The organism is Orbaceae bacterium lpD04, assembly GCA_036251935.1.
In the GTDB taxonomy this organism is placed as follows: Bacteria; Pseudomonadota; Gammaproteobacteria; order Enterobacterales; family Orbaceae; genus Orbus; species Orbus wheelerorum.
In genome coordinates, this window is record CP133967.1 from 1043004 (window position 1) to 1061407 (window position 18404).

Sequence of the window (18404 nt, forward strand, 5' to 3'; positions counted from 1 at the left end):
TTTGACAATACATTAGTGAATTAGTTCCCATAGTTTTCTGCGAAAGCAGTTTTATATGGTAATAGACCAAAATTTAACATTTTAGCAACAACGTTGGTATTTTTTGTCAGTCCTCGTAGCTCAAAGTTTATAGAAAATTTATTTTCAAATTTACTTTCCTGAGTAACATTATCCCAGTCGGTTATTTTGCGTCCATATTGAAGATTTACCCCCCAACAACAATCCGAGTAATTTAGTCCAATAAAACTATCAGAGGTTTGTTTATTGTTTGTGTCATAAAAAACTGCACCAACAACATTTACATTTTCAGTTAGTGGCCAAGACGACATAATACCTAGTTGAGAAATATCTTGTTGATAAGGCGTTGTTACATTTGATAATCCAATACTGTCAATATAGTTTTTATTGGCATAACGATAAGAAAATTGCACCATCTTATTTTCGGATCTGCGATATTCAAAAATCGCATTAGCAAGCGTGACTTCATTTAGGCGTTTATCATATTGAGCACCTGCGCGAAATATCATATCATCACTAACTTTCCAGTATGTATCAGCAGCCCAAGTTACACTACCAGTATTGTCATTTTGCTCAAGAGATGAATTACTATCTCCTGTTCTTGACTGATTAAAATAATAAATTTGGCCTAGTGATAAATTGAATTGTTCTACTTCGTTTTCGTCATAAAATCGAGTTGTAATCCCGGTTGTAATTTTATTCGCAGAGGCAATCCTATCTAAACCACTGTATGACTGATCTCTAAACAGTCCGACATAGTCAGATTGTAGTAATGCTGAGTCATAATTCCCAATTTGAGATTGATTACGATAGGGTATATATAGGTATTTGATTCTTGGTTCAACCGTTTGGCTATAACCTTCCAGCCAGCTGATATCGCGCTCAAAGATAACTTTTCCATCAATACCTAATTTTGGTAAAAAGCGATTAACATTTTTTGCAAGATAGGCATTTTGTGGTACATCGGGAATATCTTGATCGTAGTGTGTCGCCATAAAACCAGCTTCAGTTGTGACAGTTGCCCAAGATGACATCAATGTGTATTTTAAAGTAGGTGCCATATGAAAACGCCAAGTTTTGGCATTATTATCCCCACTGCTGACAAAGTGGGATACTTGGCTGAAGTTACTAAATTCAAAATTTTCAAAGTCATTATTATAATAGTTAATATTTAACTGTGGTTCGGTATGATAAAGGTTATCTTTTATATCATCACGTAGTGCTTGAAAATATTTATAGTTTAATCCGATATCCCAATATTCATCGGTATAACCAGCTTGGTATAACTGAGTAAGATAACCATCGGTTTCTGATGCAAATTTTGAACCTAAGTCACTAATATATTGATTATCACTTACTCGAGTTGTATCGACAAAGAATCGCCAGTTATAGTTGATTAGTTGAGAATTTTCCCAGTGGAATAACCAGCGGTGGCTACTATCATTGTAGCCGCTTGTATTTTGATTATTTTTGTCTTTATTATAAAGCGAATCGTGTTGTAACCAATCAAATGCAATCGTACCTAAGCCTATCTCATTTAAGTAACGGGTTTCGGTTTGTAATTGAACCCCTCTTCGCTGCATCACTCTTGGTGTAATTGTTGCATCGTAGTTTGGTGCTATATTCCAATAAATAGGGAGTGAAAAATCAATTCCATCAATACTATCATATGAAAATTCAGGCATTAAAAGCCCAGAGCGGCGTTTATCACCTGTTGGTAATTGTAAATATGGTGAATATAAAACAGGAACTTTTCCTATTTTAAATACTGCGTTCCATACTTCGAGCAGCTGTTCTTGATTATCATAAATAATTTCAGAACCTTCAATATTCCAGCTACTATTATTAACAGGGCAGGAGGTAAAACTACCATTATTTAAAACAATATAACGGTTTTTATTAAACTCCATCGTATCAGCGTCACCTCGACCAAGGCGGCCAACTAAGTGATAGCGGCTATTTTGAATTTGGACATCATTATTGTCTAAATTCATTTTAGCGTCATCGCCTCGCATCTCGATTAAATTATCTTGATATAAAACGTTGCCATTAAGTATCAGATCTCTATTCTTATTTGCAGTCTGATTGAGCGTCATTTTTTGTGAATAAACGGTTCGATTACCTTGCACGGCCGAAACATTACCTTTATAAATTGCTTTATTAGGCAAGTCGACTTCAAAAGAATCAGATGAAACCTCAACAGGTAAGGCATTTTCATCCTCTTTTACTAGTGGACGATTAAAAGTAGGAACACCAATAAGGCATTGCTTATTTGATGTTGTACCAATTTCAGTACTAGCAAACGCACTTTGACCATAAATAGACAAACAAACAGTTGCAGCGATAAAAGATGGAGTTAATTTTTTCATTAGTAATTAACGATTACCACATAGTAAAATTCAATCGCAACATTATAGCGTTAAATTATAAAAGTGCTAACTAATAACTTTATCATCGTACTATTTTTATTACTCGGTGTTATTTTTAGGTGCAGATCGTAAATGCGTATTTCTAGATTTTCGAGCTTTACTATACTGTTTTTTTTCAGCATTAATAACTTGCGTAACCATCTGATCACGCTTACTTACATCGCTATGCTGATATTCATCCCACCATATAGCTAATTCCAGTAATTGGCCTTTTTCTATTGATGAACGCATTTCGAGTAGGTCGTATGCTGCACGAAATTTAGGGTGCTCATAAACGGCAATTACACGTTTGACAGTACGTTTATTTAAACGCAGTTGTAAGCGCCAAATATCACACATAATAGATGTTAATCGTTTAGGAATAGAAATAGTTGCACACTGTTCACCTAATATATCGTGCATCGCTAAATCAAAGGCATCATGGTAGGTTAAACCACTTTCAAAAATTAGCGATTGCGCCTGCTCTGTTAGTGGATACCATAGCATTGCAGCAAAGAGGAAAGCTGGATTAATTCGCTGATTATTAGCAATACGATAATCTGTATTTTTAAGCGTCTGCTCAATCATTTGTTCTACGTGACTTAGTCCTGTTTTAGCTAATTCGTGGTTATTTGGCATAAAGCGACTTATAGCTGGGAAAAGACGAGAAAATAAGTCGTATTTTCTTAATAATAAATAAGTCTGGTAGCCGTAACCTGCCTGTAGAAGTTTAAGTGACTCATCAAATAAGCGCGGGGAAGGGATATTGCTAAGCAGCGGTGCTAAACGTTTAATCGGCTCTGCTGTTTTACTCTCAATTGTCATATCAAGTTTGGCTGCAAAACGAATTGCGCGTAACATTCTAACCGGATCTTCTTGATAACGCGTTGTTGGGTCGCCAATTAGGCGAATAATCCCACTCTTCAAATCTTCAACGCCATTACAGTAATCTCGAATAGAAAAATCTTTAATATTATAATAAAGGCTATTAATGGTAAAATCACGACGCATTGCATCTTGTTCAATTGTCCCATAAACGTTATCACGTAATAACATGCCATCTTGTGAACGTTTAGACATATTATTATCAGCATTAGGTTGTGAAGATGGCTTGTTATGCTCTTCATGGCCGCCTCGAAACGTCGCGACTTCGATAATTTCTTTACCAAATATTATATGAGCTAAACGAAAACGGCGTCCAACTAAACGACAATTACGAAATGATTTTTGTACCTGCTCAGGCGTTGCATTCGTTGTAATATCAAAGTCTTTCGGAGCAAGACCCAATAATAAGTCGCGGACACAGCCACCAACTAAATAAGCTTCATAGCCTTGTTTATTTAAGCGATGCAATACTTTTAACGCATTTTCGCTAATTAACTGTCGAGAGATATTATGCTCAGAACGAGGAATAATTTTAACCATAGGATACTTTTCAACTAATTTATTATGTTCAGTTGATTGTCCTAATTTGAGGTGCGTTTGTTCGGTAACTTGGGAACGAAAAAGCTTACGATAAACTTGTGATACTCGTTTAAAAATAATGAACTCCAAAAACAATTTATAAGTCAATAATATATTGTCGGTAATTATAGCTCAACATAATTAATTATCAAAATATCTTTCAAAGTTAATAATTGTGTATAAGGTGGATTGCCTTTGTAAAATTCTGTACTAGAATACTAAACACCTTACTTATAATGATAATCTTAATAACGAGTGGCATAGTATGAAAATATATAATTTTAGTGCAGGACCTGCAACTTTACCCCATGAGGTATTAAAACAAGCACAAGCGGAACTTTTAGATTGGAATCATACCGGTGCATCGGTGATGGAACTTAGCCATCGAGGTAAAGAATTTGATGCTTATGCATTAGAGGCAACTGCCGATTTAAGAGATATTTTGCATATTCCTGAAAATTATAAAGTTCTATTTTTACAAGGCGGGGCAAGGGCTCAGTTTGCAGCTGTACCTTTAAATATCCTTGGGGATAAGAAAGGTGCTGATTACATAGATAGTGGTTATTGGAGTAAATGTGCTGCTGATGAGGCCGATAAATATTGTAAGGCTAATCGTATTGATATCAAAACAACCCAAGATGGAAAAATAGCGCTAAAAACTATGCAAGATTGGCAACTTAGTGACGATTGTGCTTATGTGCACTATTGCCCTAATGAAACGATTGATGGCTTAGCAATTACAACAGACCCTCATTTTACCGATAAAATTGTCGTGGCAGATTATTCATCTTGTATTTTGTCAAAACCGATTGATGTCTCTCGTTATGGCATTATTTATGCGGGGGCTCAAAAAAATATTGGTCCATCAGGAATAACAATTGTTATTGTACGTGAAGACTTATTGGGTAAAGCTCAAAAAGTATTACCATCAGTGCTTGATTATACAATTGAAAGCAAATATGACTCAATGTTTAATACACCGCCGACCTTTGCATGGTATATGTCAGGCTTAGTCTTTAAATGGATTAAGCAACTTGGTGGTTTATCAATGATGGAAAAGCGTAATCAACTAAAAGCACAGGCCCTTTACCAATATATTGATAGCTCCGATTTTTACCAAAATAATATTGCCAATGCCAACCGTTCAATTATGAATGTACCGTTTGTTTCACCAAACGAAGATATCGATAAATTATTTGTTAGTGAAGCGACTAAAGCGGGAATTATTGGAATTAAAGGCCATCGTATTGTTGGTGGAATGCGTGCTTCAATCTATAATGCAATGGATATTGAAGGGGTTAATTATTTAATTAATTTTATGCAACAATTTGAAAAGCAATATGGTTGATAGTCTTATATTCATGAAAATTCAAATAAAATTAACCCGTTGCGCGGGTTGTTTTATTTGCAAGTGGATAAAACTAAGTTATCTATCGATAAAACGTCTAAATATGCTCCATTTATTAATTGTGTATAGTTTATTTTGCCTTATTGGATGTAGCCAAAATAATTCATCTCAACGGGATTTATTACTACCGATGACTAAAAATAGTACAGTTGAAATCTACCATTCTAATCATCTTGGTGATTATAAAATAACAATTTATAAGCCGGCGCAAAAGATGCCAGTAAATGGTTGGCCAATTATTTATCTACTCGATGGTGATAGTGTTTTTACTCAGGCAGTTTCAACGGTTAAACGTCAAACCCATCAAGCTATCATTGTATCTATTGATTATCCAACAAAGTCAAGGCGAGAGCTTGACTACTTACCGAATCCGCCAGAATTAACCCTAGAAGTTTTATCCAATGGTAAAATCAACATGCCACAAGCTTATGGAGGCGCTGATAATTTTTTAGCTTTTGTACAAAATGAGCTAAAACCTGATCTAGCTCAGCGTTTTCATATTAATCATAATAAGCAAATGGTATTTGGTCACTCATTAGGTGGAATTTGGGTATTGCATACACTTTTTACAAAGCCTACAGCTTTTAATTACTACCTTGCATCGAGTCCATCGATTTGGTTTAGTGGCCGATATATCCTACAAGAGGCGGAACTTTTTATCAATAAAAGTCAACAAGATGCATTAACAAATCCTATTGGTTTATCTATTTCGGTAGGTGAGTTCGAGCAATCATTAACGGGTAAAGAGTCATTTTCGTCGGATCATGAAAGGCAGTTACGTTTACAGCATTTAAAAAATAGACGAATGGTTGATAACACAAAAGATCTTGAGATGTTATTATCTAAAGCTGATATTGAGAAGCTTAATTTGAATTTTCAAATTTACCCAAAACAAACTCATCAAACAGTGGCTAATGAAGTGTTGAATGATAGTATCACTTATTTTTTACGTTCTGTTGACTAGACGTGTCCAAAATAATAAAGGAGGCAGCGCCTCCTTAAATTAATTAATCATTCGTTAATCACTAATTTAAAATGAGATATTCGTACTAACATAAAATGTGCGGCCCGGTTCATTGTAAGTTGCGGCGCCAGCACCATCAATAGTTGTAGCACCTGAGCTATCTTTGACGGCCGCCGCATTGCCAGATCTAAATAAGCGTTTATCGAATAAGTTTTCGACACCTGCGGTTAACGTAAAGTTTTTATTAAACTGATATTGACCACTAAAATTGATTATTGAATACGGTTTTAATTGATTAGATGAATTACCCGTAACATTATTCCCGTTGAAATCATATTTTTTAGGTTTTTGCCTGCCATACCAAGTTATTGACGTTAATAGTGATAATTTATCTGTTACTTGCCAGTCTAGTGAAGAATTAAGAGTATATTTAGGAATAATCGATAGATAATCACCTGTTTGTTTATTTTCAGATGCAATCATCCAAGTTAGATTATTTCGCCAGTTAATTTTAGTTGTAATTGGAACGGTTAAACTCCCTTCTAAACCTTCAACTAATGCTTTATGTATGTTACCCCAGCGGAAAATATTAGCTTTTGCATATTTACCATCACCACCTACAGCTTGGCCAATTGGTGTCGGTTCGGATTCAATTTTATTATGATAATCATTACGGAAATAAGTAATACCGGCTATTAGACCGTCATTGTCATGAAACTCTAAACCGATTTCTTTATTAATACTCGTTTCTGGTTTTAAATTATTATTACCGATTAAATAACAACTCTGTCCGCTACCACCATAACAGCCTTGACCGCGGCTATAGAGTAAATAATTAGGATTCGATTGATATAAGTTAGGTGATTTATAAGCTCTTGCAATACCCAGTTTTAAGGTAAAGTAATCACCTAATTCTTGTGATAAATTTAACGCTGGGCTCCAGTTGCTGCCAGATTGGCTATGGTGATCAAATCGTAATGCTGGCGTTAATGTTGTACTTGACGTTAGTTCTATATTATCTTCAACAAAAATTGCATATGCATTTGATGAAGAGGTAGTTGAGCGATTGGTGTTATCAATCCAACTGACTATACCGCCTTCGTTGGTTGATTGAGTATTTGAGCTTGGGTCGTTTAACTTTTGGTAATTATATTCAGCACCAATAGTTAACATATGTGGTACAAATGTCTCAAACGGTATGTTAGTTTCGTTATGAATGGTTAAATTATTAAATTTAATGGTATTAAAATTATTATTAGAAAATATGCCCTCAGTACCACCTGCAAGTCCTTCATTAATGCGATTGTTACGTGTGTTTTCGTACTGAATATATGATAAAGAGCTAATACCATTATCCCAATAGCCATGATGGGTAATTGCATAATTTTCTCGATACATTTTATTGGTTTCTTGACCATATAGACTTTTAACAATCGCATTCGTATTGGTATTTTGGGTATCGCCAGCATAAATATTTCCTTGGCGGCTAAAACCTACTTCAAAATCTAATGATTGTTGTGAGTTAATATCCCAGCGCAGCAAACCATTAACATCTTTATTCCTAACGCCCTCACGGCCAGCTGGAAAAGTCCCAGTGTTGGCGCCTGTTCGATAAGACTCATGTCCTTGGTTGATGTCCCACTCATCAGCGCCAGTTTTATTTATATTGCCATATAGCCTATAACTAAGCGTATCAGTTAAGCCGCCAGTCAAAGTAAAATCAGTACGTTTAGTCGAGCCTTCTTTACTATGGATAGGGGCGTTGATATAACTATTGAGTGAACCATGGAATTCGCCCGTTGGCGATTTAGTAATAATATTCACTACACCGCCGGCGGCGCCATCACCATAACGCGCAGCAGCAGGGCCTCTAATTACATCAATGCGTTCAACTAAATTAGCTGGTACCCAGTTGGTATCTCCCCGAGTATCGCGTTCACCGCGCCAACCATAACGAACGGACATACGGCTTTTTACAGGTTTGCCATCAATTAATATTAGTGTATTTTCTGGGCCCATACCGCGAATATCAATTTGGCGATTATTACCGCGTTGTCCGCTAGTTGAATTACCCGTTAAATTAACGCCAGGCATGGTACGTATTATATCGGAAAGGTCATTTTTGGCTGGTGATTTTTCGATATCATTAGCGGTAATGGTCGAAGAGCCTAATGCTTGTCTTGTTTGTTCTGCTGCGGTTATAACGATCACATCTTCTGGCTCGGCTACCGTTTTTTCTTCTGCAAGTACGGATCCGCAATTAAGGCTAATAAATAAAGATAAGAAATAGGTAGATTTAAGTTTTAACATAAATATAAAATTCTTTAATGAATAAAAATCATTCTCATTATCATAAAAAAATTAAAAATGTAAATAACAATTTAATTGCTGGCATGGTTTAATAATAAAATGGTTGATAGTAAATCAGCTATGCTAACTAAGTTAATAGTTAATCAAGGATAGTATATGATTATATTCGTTAATTTTTTGTTGTAACGCTATATTATAGTGAAAATACCTCAGCAGATTTATACCACAAAACTGAGGTAGGGTATTTTGATAATTTTGTATTTATTTTTTACTATTAGCCGTTTTATTTTTCTTTTTTTCTTTAGGCCAATCATCTTCGTCATCATCATAAGGAATGGGTTTTATACCATTTTTTTTATTTAAATAACTTTTAAAACTGGTTTTATTAAGGTCTTTAATAGTGTTAATAAAAATGCCTAATAATACAATCAAGATTAACCACCAATACGCTTTTAACCATTCCATATTTATTACCTGTTTAAGCTAAATTATTGCAAAGCCGAGCAAAACTCGGCTAAAGATCGATATCAGTATTTTAATAAGCAATCTTCTTGCTTATATTACGCCAATAGTTCACTAATGATCTGTTGATAAATATCTTTAAGTATAATGATCTGACCACAATTTACATGTTCGTTGACTTTGTGAATTGTGGCATTAATCACGCCAAGCTCAATCACTTGACAGCCCATTTTTGCAATAAATCGGCCATCAGAGGTTCCTCCCGATGTCGATAATTTGCTATCGATATCAAGCCTATTTTTAATCACTTTTTGTGCGGTGTTGGTTAGTATTCCTTGCTTGGTCAAAAATGGTTGACCTGATAAACGCCAGCGTAGACTATAACTTAAATTATATTTTTGTAAAATTTGTTCAACTCGCTGTTTAATGATTTCATCGGTTAGTTCGCTGCTATAACGAAAATTAAATTGTACCGACAAATCACCAGGAATAACATTTTCAGCGCCAGTACCGCCATTGATATTAGCAATTTGCATTGATGTCGGTGGGAAGTACTGATTACCATTATCCCAAACTGTACTAATTAGTTCATTAAGCGCGGGAGCAAATCGGTGCACCGGATTGTCTGCTAAATGGGGGTAGGCGACATGACCTTGTATACCGTGCACAACTAAGTTTGCAGTAATAGATCCGCGGCGACCATTTTTAATTTGGTCACCGACAGTTTTATCACTTGATGGCTCGCCAACTATGCAATAGTCAATTTTTTCTTGCCGTTTAATTAGCTCTTCAACGACTTTAATCGTACCATCAGTTGCATCAGCTTCTTCATCTGAAGTTAATAAAAAAGCTATGCGCCCTTTATGATTAGGGTTTTGTTTAATAAAGTCTTCTGCTGCACAAATCATTGCTGCAACACCACTTTTCATATCAGCAGCGCCGCGACCATATAAATTACCTTCGTTATCAATTGTCGCTTGGTAAGGTGGATAAAGCCATTTATTTTCATCGCCAGCGGGTACCACGTCAGTGTGGCCAGCAAACATTATTGTTTCACCCTCACCGTGATATGCCCACAAATTTTTAGTTTGGTTATAGTTTAATGTTTCAATGGTAAAATTTAATGCTTTTAATCTATTGATAATAATAGTTTGACAATCTTTATCATCAGGACTTATCGATTTTTGTTCAATAAGCTGTTTTGTTAGTTCAATTACGTGTTCAGTCATGGTTTAGCTCGCAAAAAATTGTTGATAATTTTCATCAGAAAAGCCAGCAAGTGCTTTATCGTCTGTCACTAGAATAGGGCGTTTAATTATCGAAGGATTTTGTAACATAATGTGTTTAGCTGACGTTTGATCATTAACTGTATAACGTGTCGCTTCATCAAGCTTGCGCCATGTGGTACCCTTAGTATTAAGTAGTTGTTGCCAGTCAATTAAATCCAATAATGATTGAAGTAGCTGCGGTGATAAACCATCGGTCTTATAGTTATGAAATTGATAACTAATGTGCTTACCATCAAGCCATTTAAATGCTTTTTTCATTGTGTCACAATTTTTAATACCGTAAATTTTAACCACGTCATTATCCTTTATTTATCTGTGTAATTAATTTATCTAATTGATTAGCAAATTGTTCCCTATCTTTAGCGGAAAATGGTGCAGGGCCTCCTGATTGTATGCCACTTGCTCGCATCGTCTCCATAAAGTCGCGCATTACTAAGCGCTCTTTAATTGTGTCAATGGTATAACGCTCACCTCTTGGGGTTAATACATTTGCTTGCTTGCTAAGTGCATCTGCCGCTAGAGGAATGTCAGAGGTGATTACTAAGTCATTAGCCTTAGCTTGTTTAACTATCATATTGTCGGCAATATCGTAGCCTTTTTCAACTTGTTGCATTTTAATATAAGGTGAACTTGGAATTTTCAACCATTGGTTAGCAACGAGTGTCACAAAAATTTGTTTACGGTTAGCAACGCGATAGATAATTTCTTTGATCGGATTAGGGCATGCGTCAGCATCGATCCAAATTTGCATAACAATCCTTAAATGTTGAGTATAGTTAATTATAGCATTTGATGATTATTGTACATTATTTTATACATAAAATTAGCGTATTTATCTTTTGATTTAAGGTTTAATACAATTTGTATTTAAAACTAAATAAGTGACATTAAATTTCATATTTGTTTGATTTTAAATTACTTATAGCTAAATTGATAAACAATGTATGATGCTATAAAAGCGAAAATTTAAATAAACTGATACATATACTTAACAATCTTAATTAAATCATTATAATTCTACCTATTAAAAATCGATAAATATAATCTTATTTGATAAAGATTTATGATGGAGGCAAGCATGGTAAAACTGTCCGGTGCAGAGATGGTGATTCAATCTTTGGTTGACCAAGGTGTAAAGCAGATTTTCGGTTATCCTGGCGGTAGCGTATTGGATATTTATGATGCACTACATACTCTTGGCGGCATTGAGCATGTGCTTGTTCGACATGAACAAGCTGCCGTCCATATGGCTGACGGCTACGCAAGGGCGACGGGTGATGTTGGTGTTGTTTTAGTTACATCAGGTCCTGGTGCAACTAATACCATTACCGGCATTGCAACTGCTTATATGGACTCAGTGCCTATGGTGATTATTTCGGGGCAAGTTGCGAGTAATCTTATCGGCTATGATGCATTTCAAGAGTGCGATATGGTGGGGATTTCACGACCGGTTGTTAAACATAGCTTTTTGATTAAAAAAACTGAAGATATTCCTGAAACAATAAAAAAAGCATTTTATATCGCATCAACTGGTCGCCCTGGGCCCGTTGTTATTGATTTACCAAAAGATGTTATGAATCCGACGCTAAAGTATCCTTATAGTTATCCTAAGTCAATTTCAATGCGTTCTTATAATCCAACCGTACAAGGTCATAAAGGACAAATTAAAAAAGCATTAAAAGTGTTACTAAGTGCCAAAAAGCCAGTATTTTATATTGGTGGCGGCGTTATAACAGCAAATGCAACTGAATCAGTTAAACAGTTAGCTGAAAAATTAAACCTACCTGTTACGACTACATTGATGGGGATCAGTGCTTTCCCCGGTACTCATAAACAAAATTTAGGTATGTTAGGGATGCATGGCGTTTATGAAGCGAATATGGCAATGCATAATTCAGATGTTATTTTAGCGGTAGGTGTTCGCTTTGATGATAGAACGACAAATAATTTAGCTAAATATTGCCCTGAAGCACAAATTGTACATGTTGATATTGATCCTACTTCTATTTCAAAAACTGTAATGGCAACGGTGCCAGTTGTCGGTGATGCAAAATTTGTAGTTGAAAACATGCTAGAACTGCTAGCAGAGGAATCAAAAAATCGCGATTTAGATGCGATTGTTGATTGGTGGAATCATATAGAGCATTGGCGAGCTAAGCATTGTTTGAATTACAGCCATGAGGGTGACTTAATTAAGCCACAAGAAGCCGTACAAATGTTATATAAATTAACAAAAGGTGATGCCTATGTGGCGACTGATGTCGGTCAGCACCAAATGTTTGCTTCACTTTATTATCCATTTGATAAACCGCGTCATTTTATTACCTCTGGCGGACTTGGTACGATGGGATTTGGTTTCCCAGCAGCTTTAGGTGTTAAACTTGCTTTTCCTGATAAGCGGGTTGTTTGTATTACCGGTGATGGTAGTATTCAAATGAATATTCAAGAACTTTCAACCGCACTACAATATGATTTGCCTATTGTCATTTTAAATCTTAATAACCGCTTTTTGGGGATGGTGAAACAGTGGCAAGATATGATTTATGCAGGCCGTCATTCTAGCTCATACATGGAGTCATTACCTGATTTTGCAAAAATTGCTGAAGCTTATGGTCACGTTGGTATTTCTATTAAACAACGTTGTGATTTAGAGCCAATGTTAAAAAAAGCTTTAGCAATTAAAGACAAGTTGGTATTTATTGATGTCATGACTGATGCAACCGAGCATGTTTATCCAATGCAAATTCGTGGCGGAGCAATGAATGAAATGTGGTTAAGTAAAACGGAGAGAACATAATGCGTTATATATTATCGATTTTAATTGAAAATGAACCTGGCGCATTGTCTAGAATTATTGGTCTTTTCTCTCAGCGCGGATTTAATATTGAAAGTGTAACTGTTGCGCCTACTGAAGATCCGACTATGTCTCGGATGACAATTCAAACTAGTGGCGATGCACATGTGCTTGAGCAGATCCAAAAGCAACTACATAAATTGATCGACGTTTATCGAGTTTACGATTTAACGGAAGGACCGCACGTTGAGCGTGAAATCATGTTAGTCAAAATTGCTGCGAAAGGCTCTGAAGCTAGAGATGAAGTAAAACGCTGTGTTGATATTTTTCGAGGTTCAATTGTTGATGTAAAAGCAACACAATTTATCGTTCAATTAGCCGGAACCAGTGAAAAATTGGAATCTTTTTTATCTGCAATCCGTGAAAATTGCGAAATTATTGAAATGGTTCGTTCTGGCATCGTTGGATTATCAAGAAGTGATAAAACGAGCAAATAATAAATGATTGTATAAATTTGAGAGGGCGCTTTTAGGCGCCTTTTTTATCATCAATCTGATCTTGTAATGCCTCGTTAAATAATTGGCTAAATTTGATGCCACTGCGACTACAAATCCATTCATCCTCTTTATAATTAAAATGATAACCTTGTTTGCGTGTTGCCATCCAAATTTGTAATAAGGGTTCTTGAGTATTAATTATAATTTTACTTCGGTTTTCAAAAGTGATCGTAATAACGTTACCATGAGTTTCATAATCAATATCGGTATCATATTGTTCAGCATAATCATCGATTGTCTGTTCGATTTTGTTAAAAAGTTGATTAGCTAGTTCATAAAATTGATTAACATCCATATGAGTTTTCATCTTCTTATCATTAATTAGGTTACATCGATTATTTTATCATATCTTATCATAATAATTTTATGCTAAAGTAAGAAATACGAATTAAAGTGTATTTAACATGACGATAATAGTTATTAGATATTTAATTTGGTTTAATTGGACTAATATTTTATGCCGACGATAAAAGATATAGCTAAAATAGCTGGCGTTTCACATGGCACAGTTTCTAATGTGCTTAATGGGAGAGGTAATGTTAGCGTTAAAAAAATTAAACTCGTTGAGCTTGCTGCCCAAAAGTTAGGATATCAATTTAATTTATCAGCTAAAGTGTTAAAAGAAGGTTATACCAAAACTATTTCAGTAGTATTACCAAATATTACATCCGAACAATATAATTGCCTTTATGATGGATTATTTAATGATTTAAGTTCTCACGGTTATGAGTTGTCGTTGTATATCACTCATGATTCAAAAGAACGAGAATTACAATTAATACAAAAAATCGCTGCTAAACGTGACTGTGCCATTGTTACAGTTTCTTGTTTAGTTGATGCCAAGCCTTACTATCAAACGATTAAAACGCCAAAAGATAGCATTATTTTTGTTTACCGTAAGCCTTTTTTAGCTGAGCAATTTATTTCACTTGATTTTGAACGCGCAGGACAAGATATTGCTGTCGGGATTATGGCTAAAAATTACCGTAATATCGGTTTATTCACAAATTCAACAAGTAATGCGCCGTCATGCGGACTTAAAAATGGATTACAGGCCGCTTTTAATCAATCACAATATAACGTTGTACTTAATCATGTTGAATCAATGCCCTCTGAGAGTAATTATACTTTAGCATTCTCTTTTTTTAGCGATCTTAGTACTAAATATGACGCTATTATAACTAGTGATATAGAAAGGGCTAACTATATTAAAAATGCTAACTTTTTAGGTAGTAATGTTAAATGTCCAACAATTTATACACTTACTAATGATGTGTTTTTTTATAGCGATAATTGTTATAAATATCACATGAATTACGGTATGTTAAGCCAGCAGATTATCAATATAATTACTGGCAAAGAAGTCAATTATATTGATAATAAAGGATTTTTATTCTTTACCAATGAACGAAGTAAACGACAACAAGCCGTTTGTAATAAGATGATTAATTTTTTAATTTTACCAAGCCCAACGACGGAGGCCGTAAGAAAATTACTTCCTCATTTTAAAAAAGAAACGGGAATTGATGTTAATCTTATCGTAAAACCATTTGATGATATTTATCGTCAGTTTAATGAGCTTGAACAATATCCTGAAATTGATGTAGTTCGTATCGATATGGCAAGTTTACCTTGGTTTGCAAAGTCATTGTTAATGCCCTTAACTGAGCTAAATCTCAACTTGGATGAGCTATTAAGTCATTATTCGACGCAGATTATAGAACGTTTTAGCTATATTAATGATATTGCTTATGCTATGCCGTTTGACCCAAGTATTCAGGTACTGTTTTATCGTCAAGATCTGTTTAGTGATCCCTTGATTAAACGCCAATACTTTGAAAAATATCGTGAAAATTTAGTTGTGCCGACTGATTTTGCTCAGTTTAGTCAAATAAGTAAATTTTTTAATCAACGTTTTAATCGCGATTCACCAGTACGGTTTGGTAGCTCAGTTACATTAGGTAATAGTGAAATTATCGCATCTGAATTTTTATTACGATATTACGCAAACGGTGGCCGATTGATTGATAAGACTTGCGTAGGCTTAGATAAAGAGATCGCACAATCGACATTAAATGAATTTAAATCCTTTATTACAATAGCCAATAATCTTGATGCAGCTTGGTGGCAAACATCAGTTGAACAGTTTGAACAAGGTGATTTAGCTATGCTTATTGTTTATATGAATCTATTTTCTTATATATCAAATAAAAATATCTTACCTCTTATTAATTGTGCATCAGTACCAGGAAATCATCCATTATTTGGTGGAGGATCTTTAGGAATGTCTCGCTACAGTAAAAAAACTGATGAGGTTTCTCAATTTTTTAATTGGATTTTTAGTAAAGAGATTAGTGAACAAATTGCGTTATTAGGCGGATCGATAACTCGAGATGATATTTTACAAAATCAGAAAATTATTAATAGCTATCCGTGGATTAAACGCATTGAAGAAAACTATTCTCGAGGTATTCGAGAAAATCAATTGGAAAGTGGCCAATCGATTAATTTGCGTAAAGTGGAAAGTATTATTGGTGAATATATTGGGTTATGGTTAAATGACGGTGGTAGTAGTAAGTCAACAATTAATAAAATTAATCGAGCATTAAAACACACTATATTACCTTAATCGACATCCAATGTTATCTCTATTATCGTGATAGTGAGTGTTTTAAAAGCTGATAATTCATGTTAATATATGCGATCATAAAATTTACTAACAAAATTTAAAACTCAATACTGCATGTGCGCTGTCGTGTGGCGCACCACTGTGATTAAGGAATTATCATGCCGATTATTACCCTTCCCGATGGAAGTGAACGTCAATTTGACAAACCAGTAACAATACTTGAAGTAGCTCAAAGTATTGGTTCTGGCCTTGCAAAAGCTTGTATTGCTGGCCGTGTTAATGGTGAACGAAAAGATGCTTGCGATTTAATTGAACACAACGCCAATGTTGCAATTATTACAGCTAAAGATGACGATGGAATCGAAATTATTCGTCACTCATGTGCGCATTTACTTGGTCATGCTATTAAACAACTTTGGCCAAATACTAAAATGGCAATAGGTCCGACGATCGATAATGGCTTTTACTATGATGTTGATTTGGATCACACACTTACTCAAGAAGATTTAGATGCGTTAGAAAAACGCATGTTGGAACTAGCAAAGAAAAATTATGATGTGATAAAAAGTGTCGTAAATTGGCAGAAAGCTTATGATACTTTTAGCGAACGTGCTGAGCCTTATAAACTTACTATTCTTGATGAAAATATTGCCAAAGATGCAACACCAGCACTATATCACCATGAAGAATATATCGATATGTGCCGAGGGCCACATGTGCCAAATATGCGTTTTTGTCATCATTTTAAATTACAAAAAATAGCTGGTGCTTATTGGCGCGGTGATAGTAACAATAAGATGCTACAACGTATTTATGGTACCGCTTGGGCTGATAAAAAACAACTTGATGCCTATTTACAGTTTTTAGAAGAAGCTGCAAAACGAGATCATCGCCGCATTGGTAAACAGCTTGATTTATATCACATGCAAGAAGAAGCGCCGGGCATGGTTTTTTGGCATAATGATGGTTGGACTATTTTTAGAGAACTTGAAGTATTTGTTCGCGTAAAATTGAAAGAGTACCAATATCAAGAAGTGAAAGGTCCATTTATGATGGATCGTGTGCTATGGGAAAAAACAGGTCACTGGGCTAACTATAAAGATTTAATGTTTACTACATCATCTGAGAATCGTGAGTACTGTATTAAGCCAATGAACTGCCCAGGTCATGTGCAAATTTTTAATCAAGGCTTAAAATCATATCGGGATTTACCACTTAGGATGGCTGAATTTGGTAGTTGCCATCGTAATGAGCCTTCAGGATCTCTACATGGGCTGATGCGTGTACGTGGCTTTACGCAAGATGATGCGCATATTTTTTGTACTGAAAACCAAATACGCCAAGAAGTTAATAGTTGTATTAAGATGGTTTATGACATGTACAGCACATTTGGTTTTAAAGATATCACAGTTAAACTATCAACTCGTCCTGAAAAACGTATTGGACGAGAAGAAGCTTGGGATATTGCGGAAAGGGATTTAGCTGAATGTTTAACCGAAAACGGGATCGAATTTGAATATTTACCAGGTGAAGGTGCATTCTATGGTCCTAAAATTGAATTTACATTGCATGACTGCCTAGGTAGGGCATGGCAATGTGGTACTGTTCAGTTAGATTTCATGTTACCAGATCGCCTTGATGCGACTTATGTTGGTGAGGATAATGACCGGCATATTCCAGTAATGATCCACCGAGCTATTTTGGGTTCGATGGAACGCTTCATTGGTATACTGACCGAAAACTGTGCGGGCTTTTTTCCAACTTGGCTTGCGCCAACACAAGTAGAAGTGATAAATATTACTGATAATCAAGCTGATTATGTTAAGAGTTTGACTGAAAAATTACAAAATGCAGGTATTCGAGCTAAAGCCGATTTACGAAATGAAAAAATTGGCTTTAAAATCAGAGAGCATACTTTAAAGCGTGTTCCTTATATGTTTGTTTGTGGTGATAAGGAAGTTGAAACTGGAAAAGTTTCAGTTCGAACACGTCAAGGTAAAGATCTTGGTAGCTTTGAAGTCGAACATGTTGTAGAATTGTTACAGAATGAAATTCGTACTCGTTCTTTGAATCAAATCAGCGAATAAGCTGATTTGTTATT

At 35.2% G+C, this 18404-nt stretch carries 14 protein-coding genes; 6 read left to right on the forward strand and 8 right to left on the reverse strand.

The features are described from left to right. Positions 1-20 precede the first annotated feature (20 nt). Both lptD and pcnB read right to left on the reverse strand, forming a co-directional pair. Positions 21-2387, reverse strand: a complete 2367-nt coding sequence (lptD, locus tag RHO14_04840; protein ID WVD72128.1) for an LPS assembly protein LptD — start codon at positions 2385-2387, stop codon at positions 21-23. Positions 2388-2486: 99 nt separating this feature from the next. Then, positions 2487-3980, reverse strand: coding sequence for a polynucleotide adenylyltransferase PcnB (gene pcnB, locus RHO14_04845; GenBank protein ID WVD72129.1), 1494 nt, complete (start codon positions 3978-3980; stop codon positions 2487-2489). Positions 3981-4155: 175 nt separating this feature from the next. Here pcnB and serC point away from each other — a divergent pair, with 175 nt between their 5' ends. Further along, positions 4156-5238 (forward strand): 3-phosphoserine/phosphohydroxythreonine transaminase, encoded by a 1083-nt coding sequence (serC, locus tag RHO14_04850; protein WVD72130.1) that lies wholly within the window; start codon positions 4156-4158, stop codon positions 5236-5238. Positions 5239-5428: 190 nt separating this feature from the next. Continuing rightward, positions 5429-6262 carry an alpha/beta hydrolase-fold protein gene (locus tag RHO14_04855; protein ID WVD72131.1) on the forward strand — a complete coding sequence of 278 codons (834 nt, stop codon included), beginning with the start codon at positions 5429-5431 and terminating at the stop codon, positions 6260-6262. A gap of 66 nt (positions 6263-6328) precedes the next feature. Here the strand turns inward: RHO14_04855 and RHO14_04860 are convergent, their stop codons facing one another. The 5 genes from RHO14_04860 to RHO14_04880 all read right to left on the reverse strand — a co-directional run bounded on the left by RHO14_04860 (position 6329) and on the right by RHO14_04880 (position 11074). Next, on the reverse strand, positions 6329-8572 hold the full coding sequence (locus RHO14_04860) for a TonB-dependent siderophore receptor (GenBank protein WVD72132.1): 2244 nt from the start codon (positions 8570-8572) through the stop codon (positions 6329-6331). A 261-nt stretch (positions 8573-8833) separates the two neighbouring features. Continuing rightward, positions 8834-9037, reverse strand: a complete 204-nt coding sequence (locus RHO14_04865; GenBank protein ID WVD72133.1) for a hypothetical protein — start codon at positions 9035-9037, stop codon at positions 8834-8836. Positions 9038-9132: 95 nt separating this feature from the next. Further along, entirely contained in the window at positions 9133-10263 is a 1131-nt protein-coding gene (gene dapE, locus RHO14_04870) for a succinyl-diaminopimelate desuccinylase (GenBank protein ID WVD72134.1), read from the reverse strand. A gap of 3 nt (positions 10264-10266) precedes the next feature. Further along, entirely contained in the window at positions 10267-10617 is a 351-nt protein-coding gene (locus tag RHO14_04875) for an ArsC family reductase (protein ID WVD72135.1), read from the reverse strand. Positions 10618-10621: 4 nt separating this feature from the next. Further along, positions 10622-11074: a YaiI/YqxD family protein gene (locus tag RHO14_04880; protein ID WVD72136.1), complete on the reverse strand. Its 453-nt coding sequence runs from the start codon at positions 11072-11074 to the stop codon at positions 10622-10624. Between the two features lie 327 nt (positions 11075-11401). Between RHO14_04880 and ilvI the strand changes: the two genes are divergently transcribed. Both ilvI and ilvN read left to right on the forward strand, forming a co-directional pair. Then, positions 11402-13120, forward strand: a complete 1719-nt coding sequence (ilvI, locus tag RHO14_04885; GenBank protein ID WVD72137.1) for an acetolactate synthase 3 large subunit — start codon at positions 11402-11404, stop codon at positions 13118-13120. Continuing rightward, positions 13120-13614, forward strand: coding sequence for an acetolactate synthase small subunit (ilvN, locus tag RHO14_04890; GenBank protein ID WVD72138.1), 495 nt, complete (start codon positions 13120-13122; stop codon positions 13612-13614). Before ilvI ends, ilvN begins: the two co-directional genes overlap by 1 nt. A gap of 31 nt (positions 13615-13645) precedes the next feature. Here ilvN and cyaY read toward each other — a convergent pair whose 3' ends face one another. Continuing rightward, a complete protein-coding gene (cyaY, locus tag RHO14_04895; protein WVD72139.1) occupies positions 13646-13981 on the reverse strand; it encodes an iron donor protein CyaY in 336 nt (111 codons plus the stop codon). A gap of 150 nt (positions 13982-14131) precedes the next feature. Here cyaY and RHO14_04900 point away from each other — a divergent pair, with 150 nt between their 5' ends. Beyond that, positions 14132-16303, forward strand: a complete 2172-nt coding sequence (locus RHO14_04900; protein WVD72140.1) for an extracellular solute-binding protein — start codon at positions 14132-14134, stop codon at positions 16301-16303. Between the two features lie 158 nt (positions 16304-16461). Further along, complete coding sequence (gene thrS, locus RHO14_04905; protein WVD72141.1) at positions 16462-18390, forward strand: threonine--tRNA ligase; 1929 nt, start codon at positions 16462-16464, stop codon at positions 18388-18390. Positions 18391-18404: the final 14 nt, after the last annotated feature.

Excerpts from the sequence above, each read along its gene's own strand:
- RHO14_04860 (WVD72132.1), bottom strand. The coding sequence starts at position 8,572 with ATGTTAAAACTTAAATCTACCTATTTCTTATCTTTATTTATTAGCCTT.
- serC (WVD72130.1), top strand. The coding sequence starts at position 4,156 with ATGAAAATATATAATTTTAGTGCAGGACCTGCAACTTTACCCCATGAG.
- cyaY (WVD72139.1), bottom strand. The coding sequence starts at position 13,981 with ATGAAAACTCATATGGATGTTAATCAATTTTATGAACTAGCTAATCAA.
- RHO14_04900 (WVD72140.1), top strand. The coding sequence starts at position 14,132 with ATGCCGACGATAAAAGATATAGCTAAAATAGCTGGCGTTTCACATGGC.
- ilvN (WVD72138.1), top strand. The coding sequence starts at position 13,120 with ATGCGTTATATATTATCGATTTTAATTGAAAATGAACCTGGCGCATTG.
- ilvI (WVD72137.1), top strand. The coding sequence starts at position 11,402 with ATGGTAAAACTGTCCGGTGCAGAGATGGTGATTCAATCTTTGGTTGAC.
- RHO14_04865 (WVD72133.1), bottom strand. The coding sequence starts at position 9,037 with ATGGAATGGTTAAAAGCGTATTGGTGGTTAATCTTGATTGTATTATTA.
- thrS (WVD72141.1), top strand. The coding sequence starts at position 16,462 with ATGCCGATTATTACCCTTCCCGATGGAAGTGAACGTCAATTTGACAAA.
- RHO14_04880 (WVD72136.1), bottom strand. The coding sequence starts at position 11,074 with ATGCAAATTTGGATCGATGCTGACGCATGCCCTAATCCGATCAAAGAA.
- dapE (WVD72134.1), bottom strand. The coding sequence starts at position 10,263 with ATGACTGAACACGTAATTGAACTAACAAAACAGCTTATTGAACAAAAA.
- lptD (WVD72128.1), bottom strand. The coding sequence starts at position 2,387 with ATGAAAAAATTAACTCCATCTTTTATCGCTGCAACTGTTTGTTTGTCT.
- RHO14_04855 (WVD72131.1), top strand. The coding sequence starts at position 5,429 with ATGACTAAAAATAGTACAGTTGAAATCTACCATTCTAATCATCTTGGT.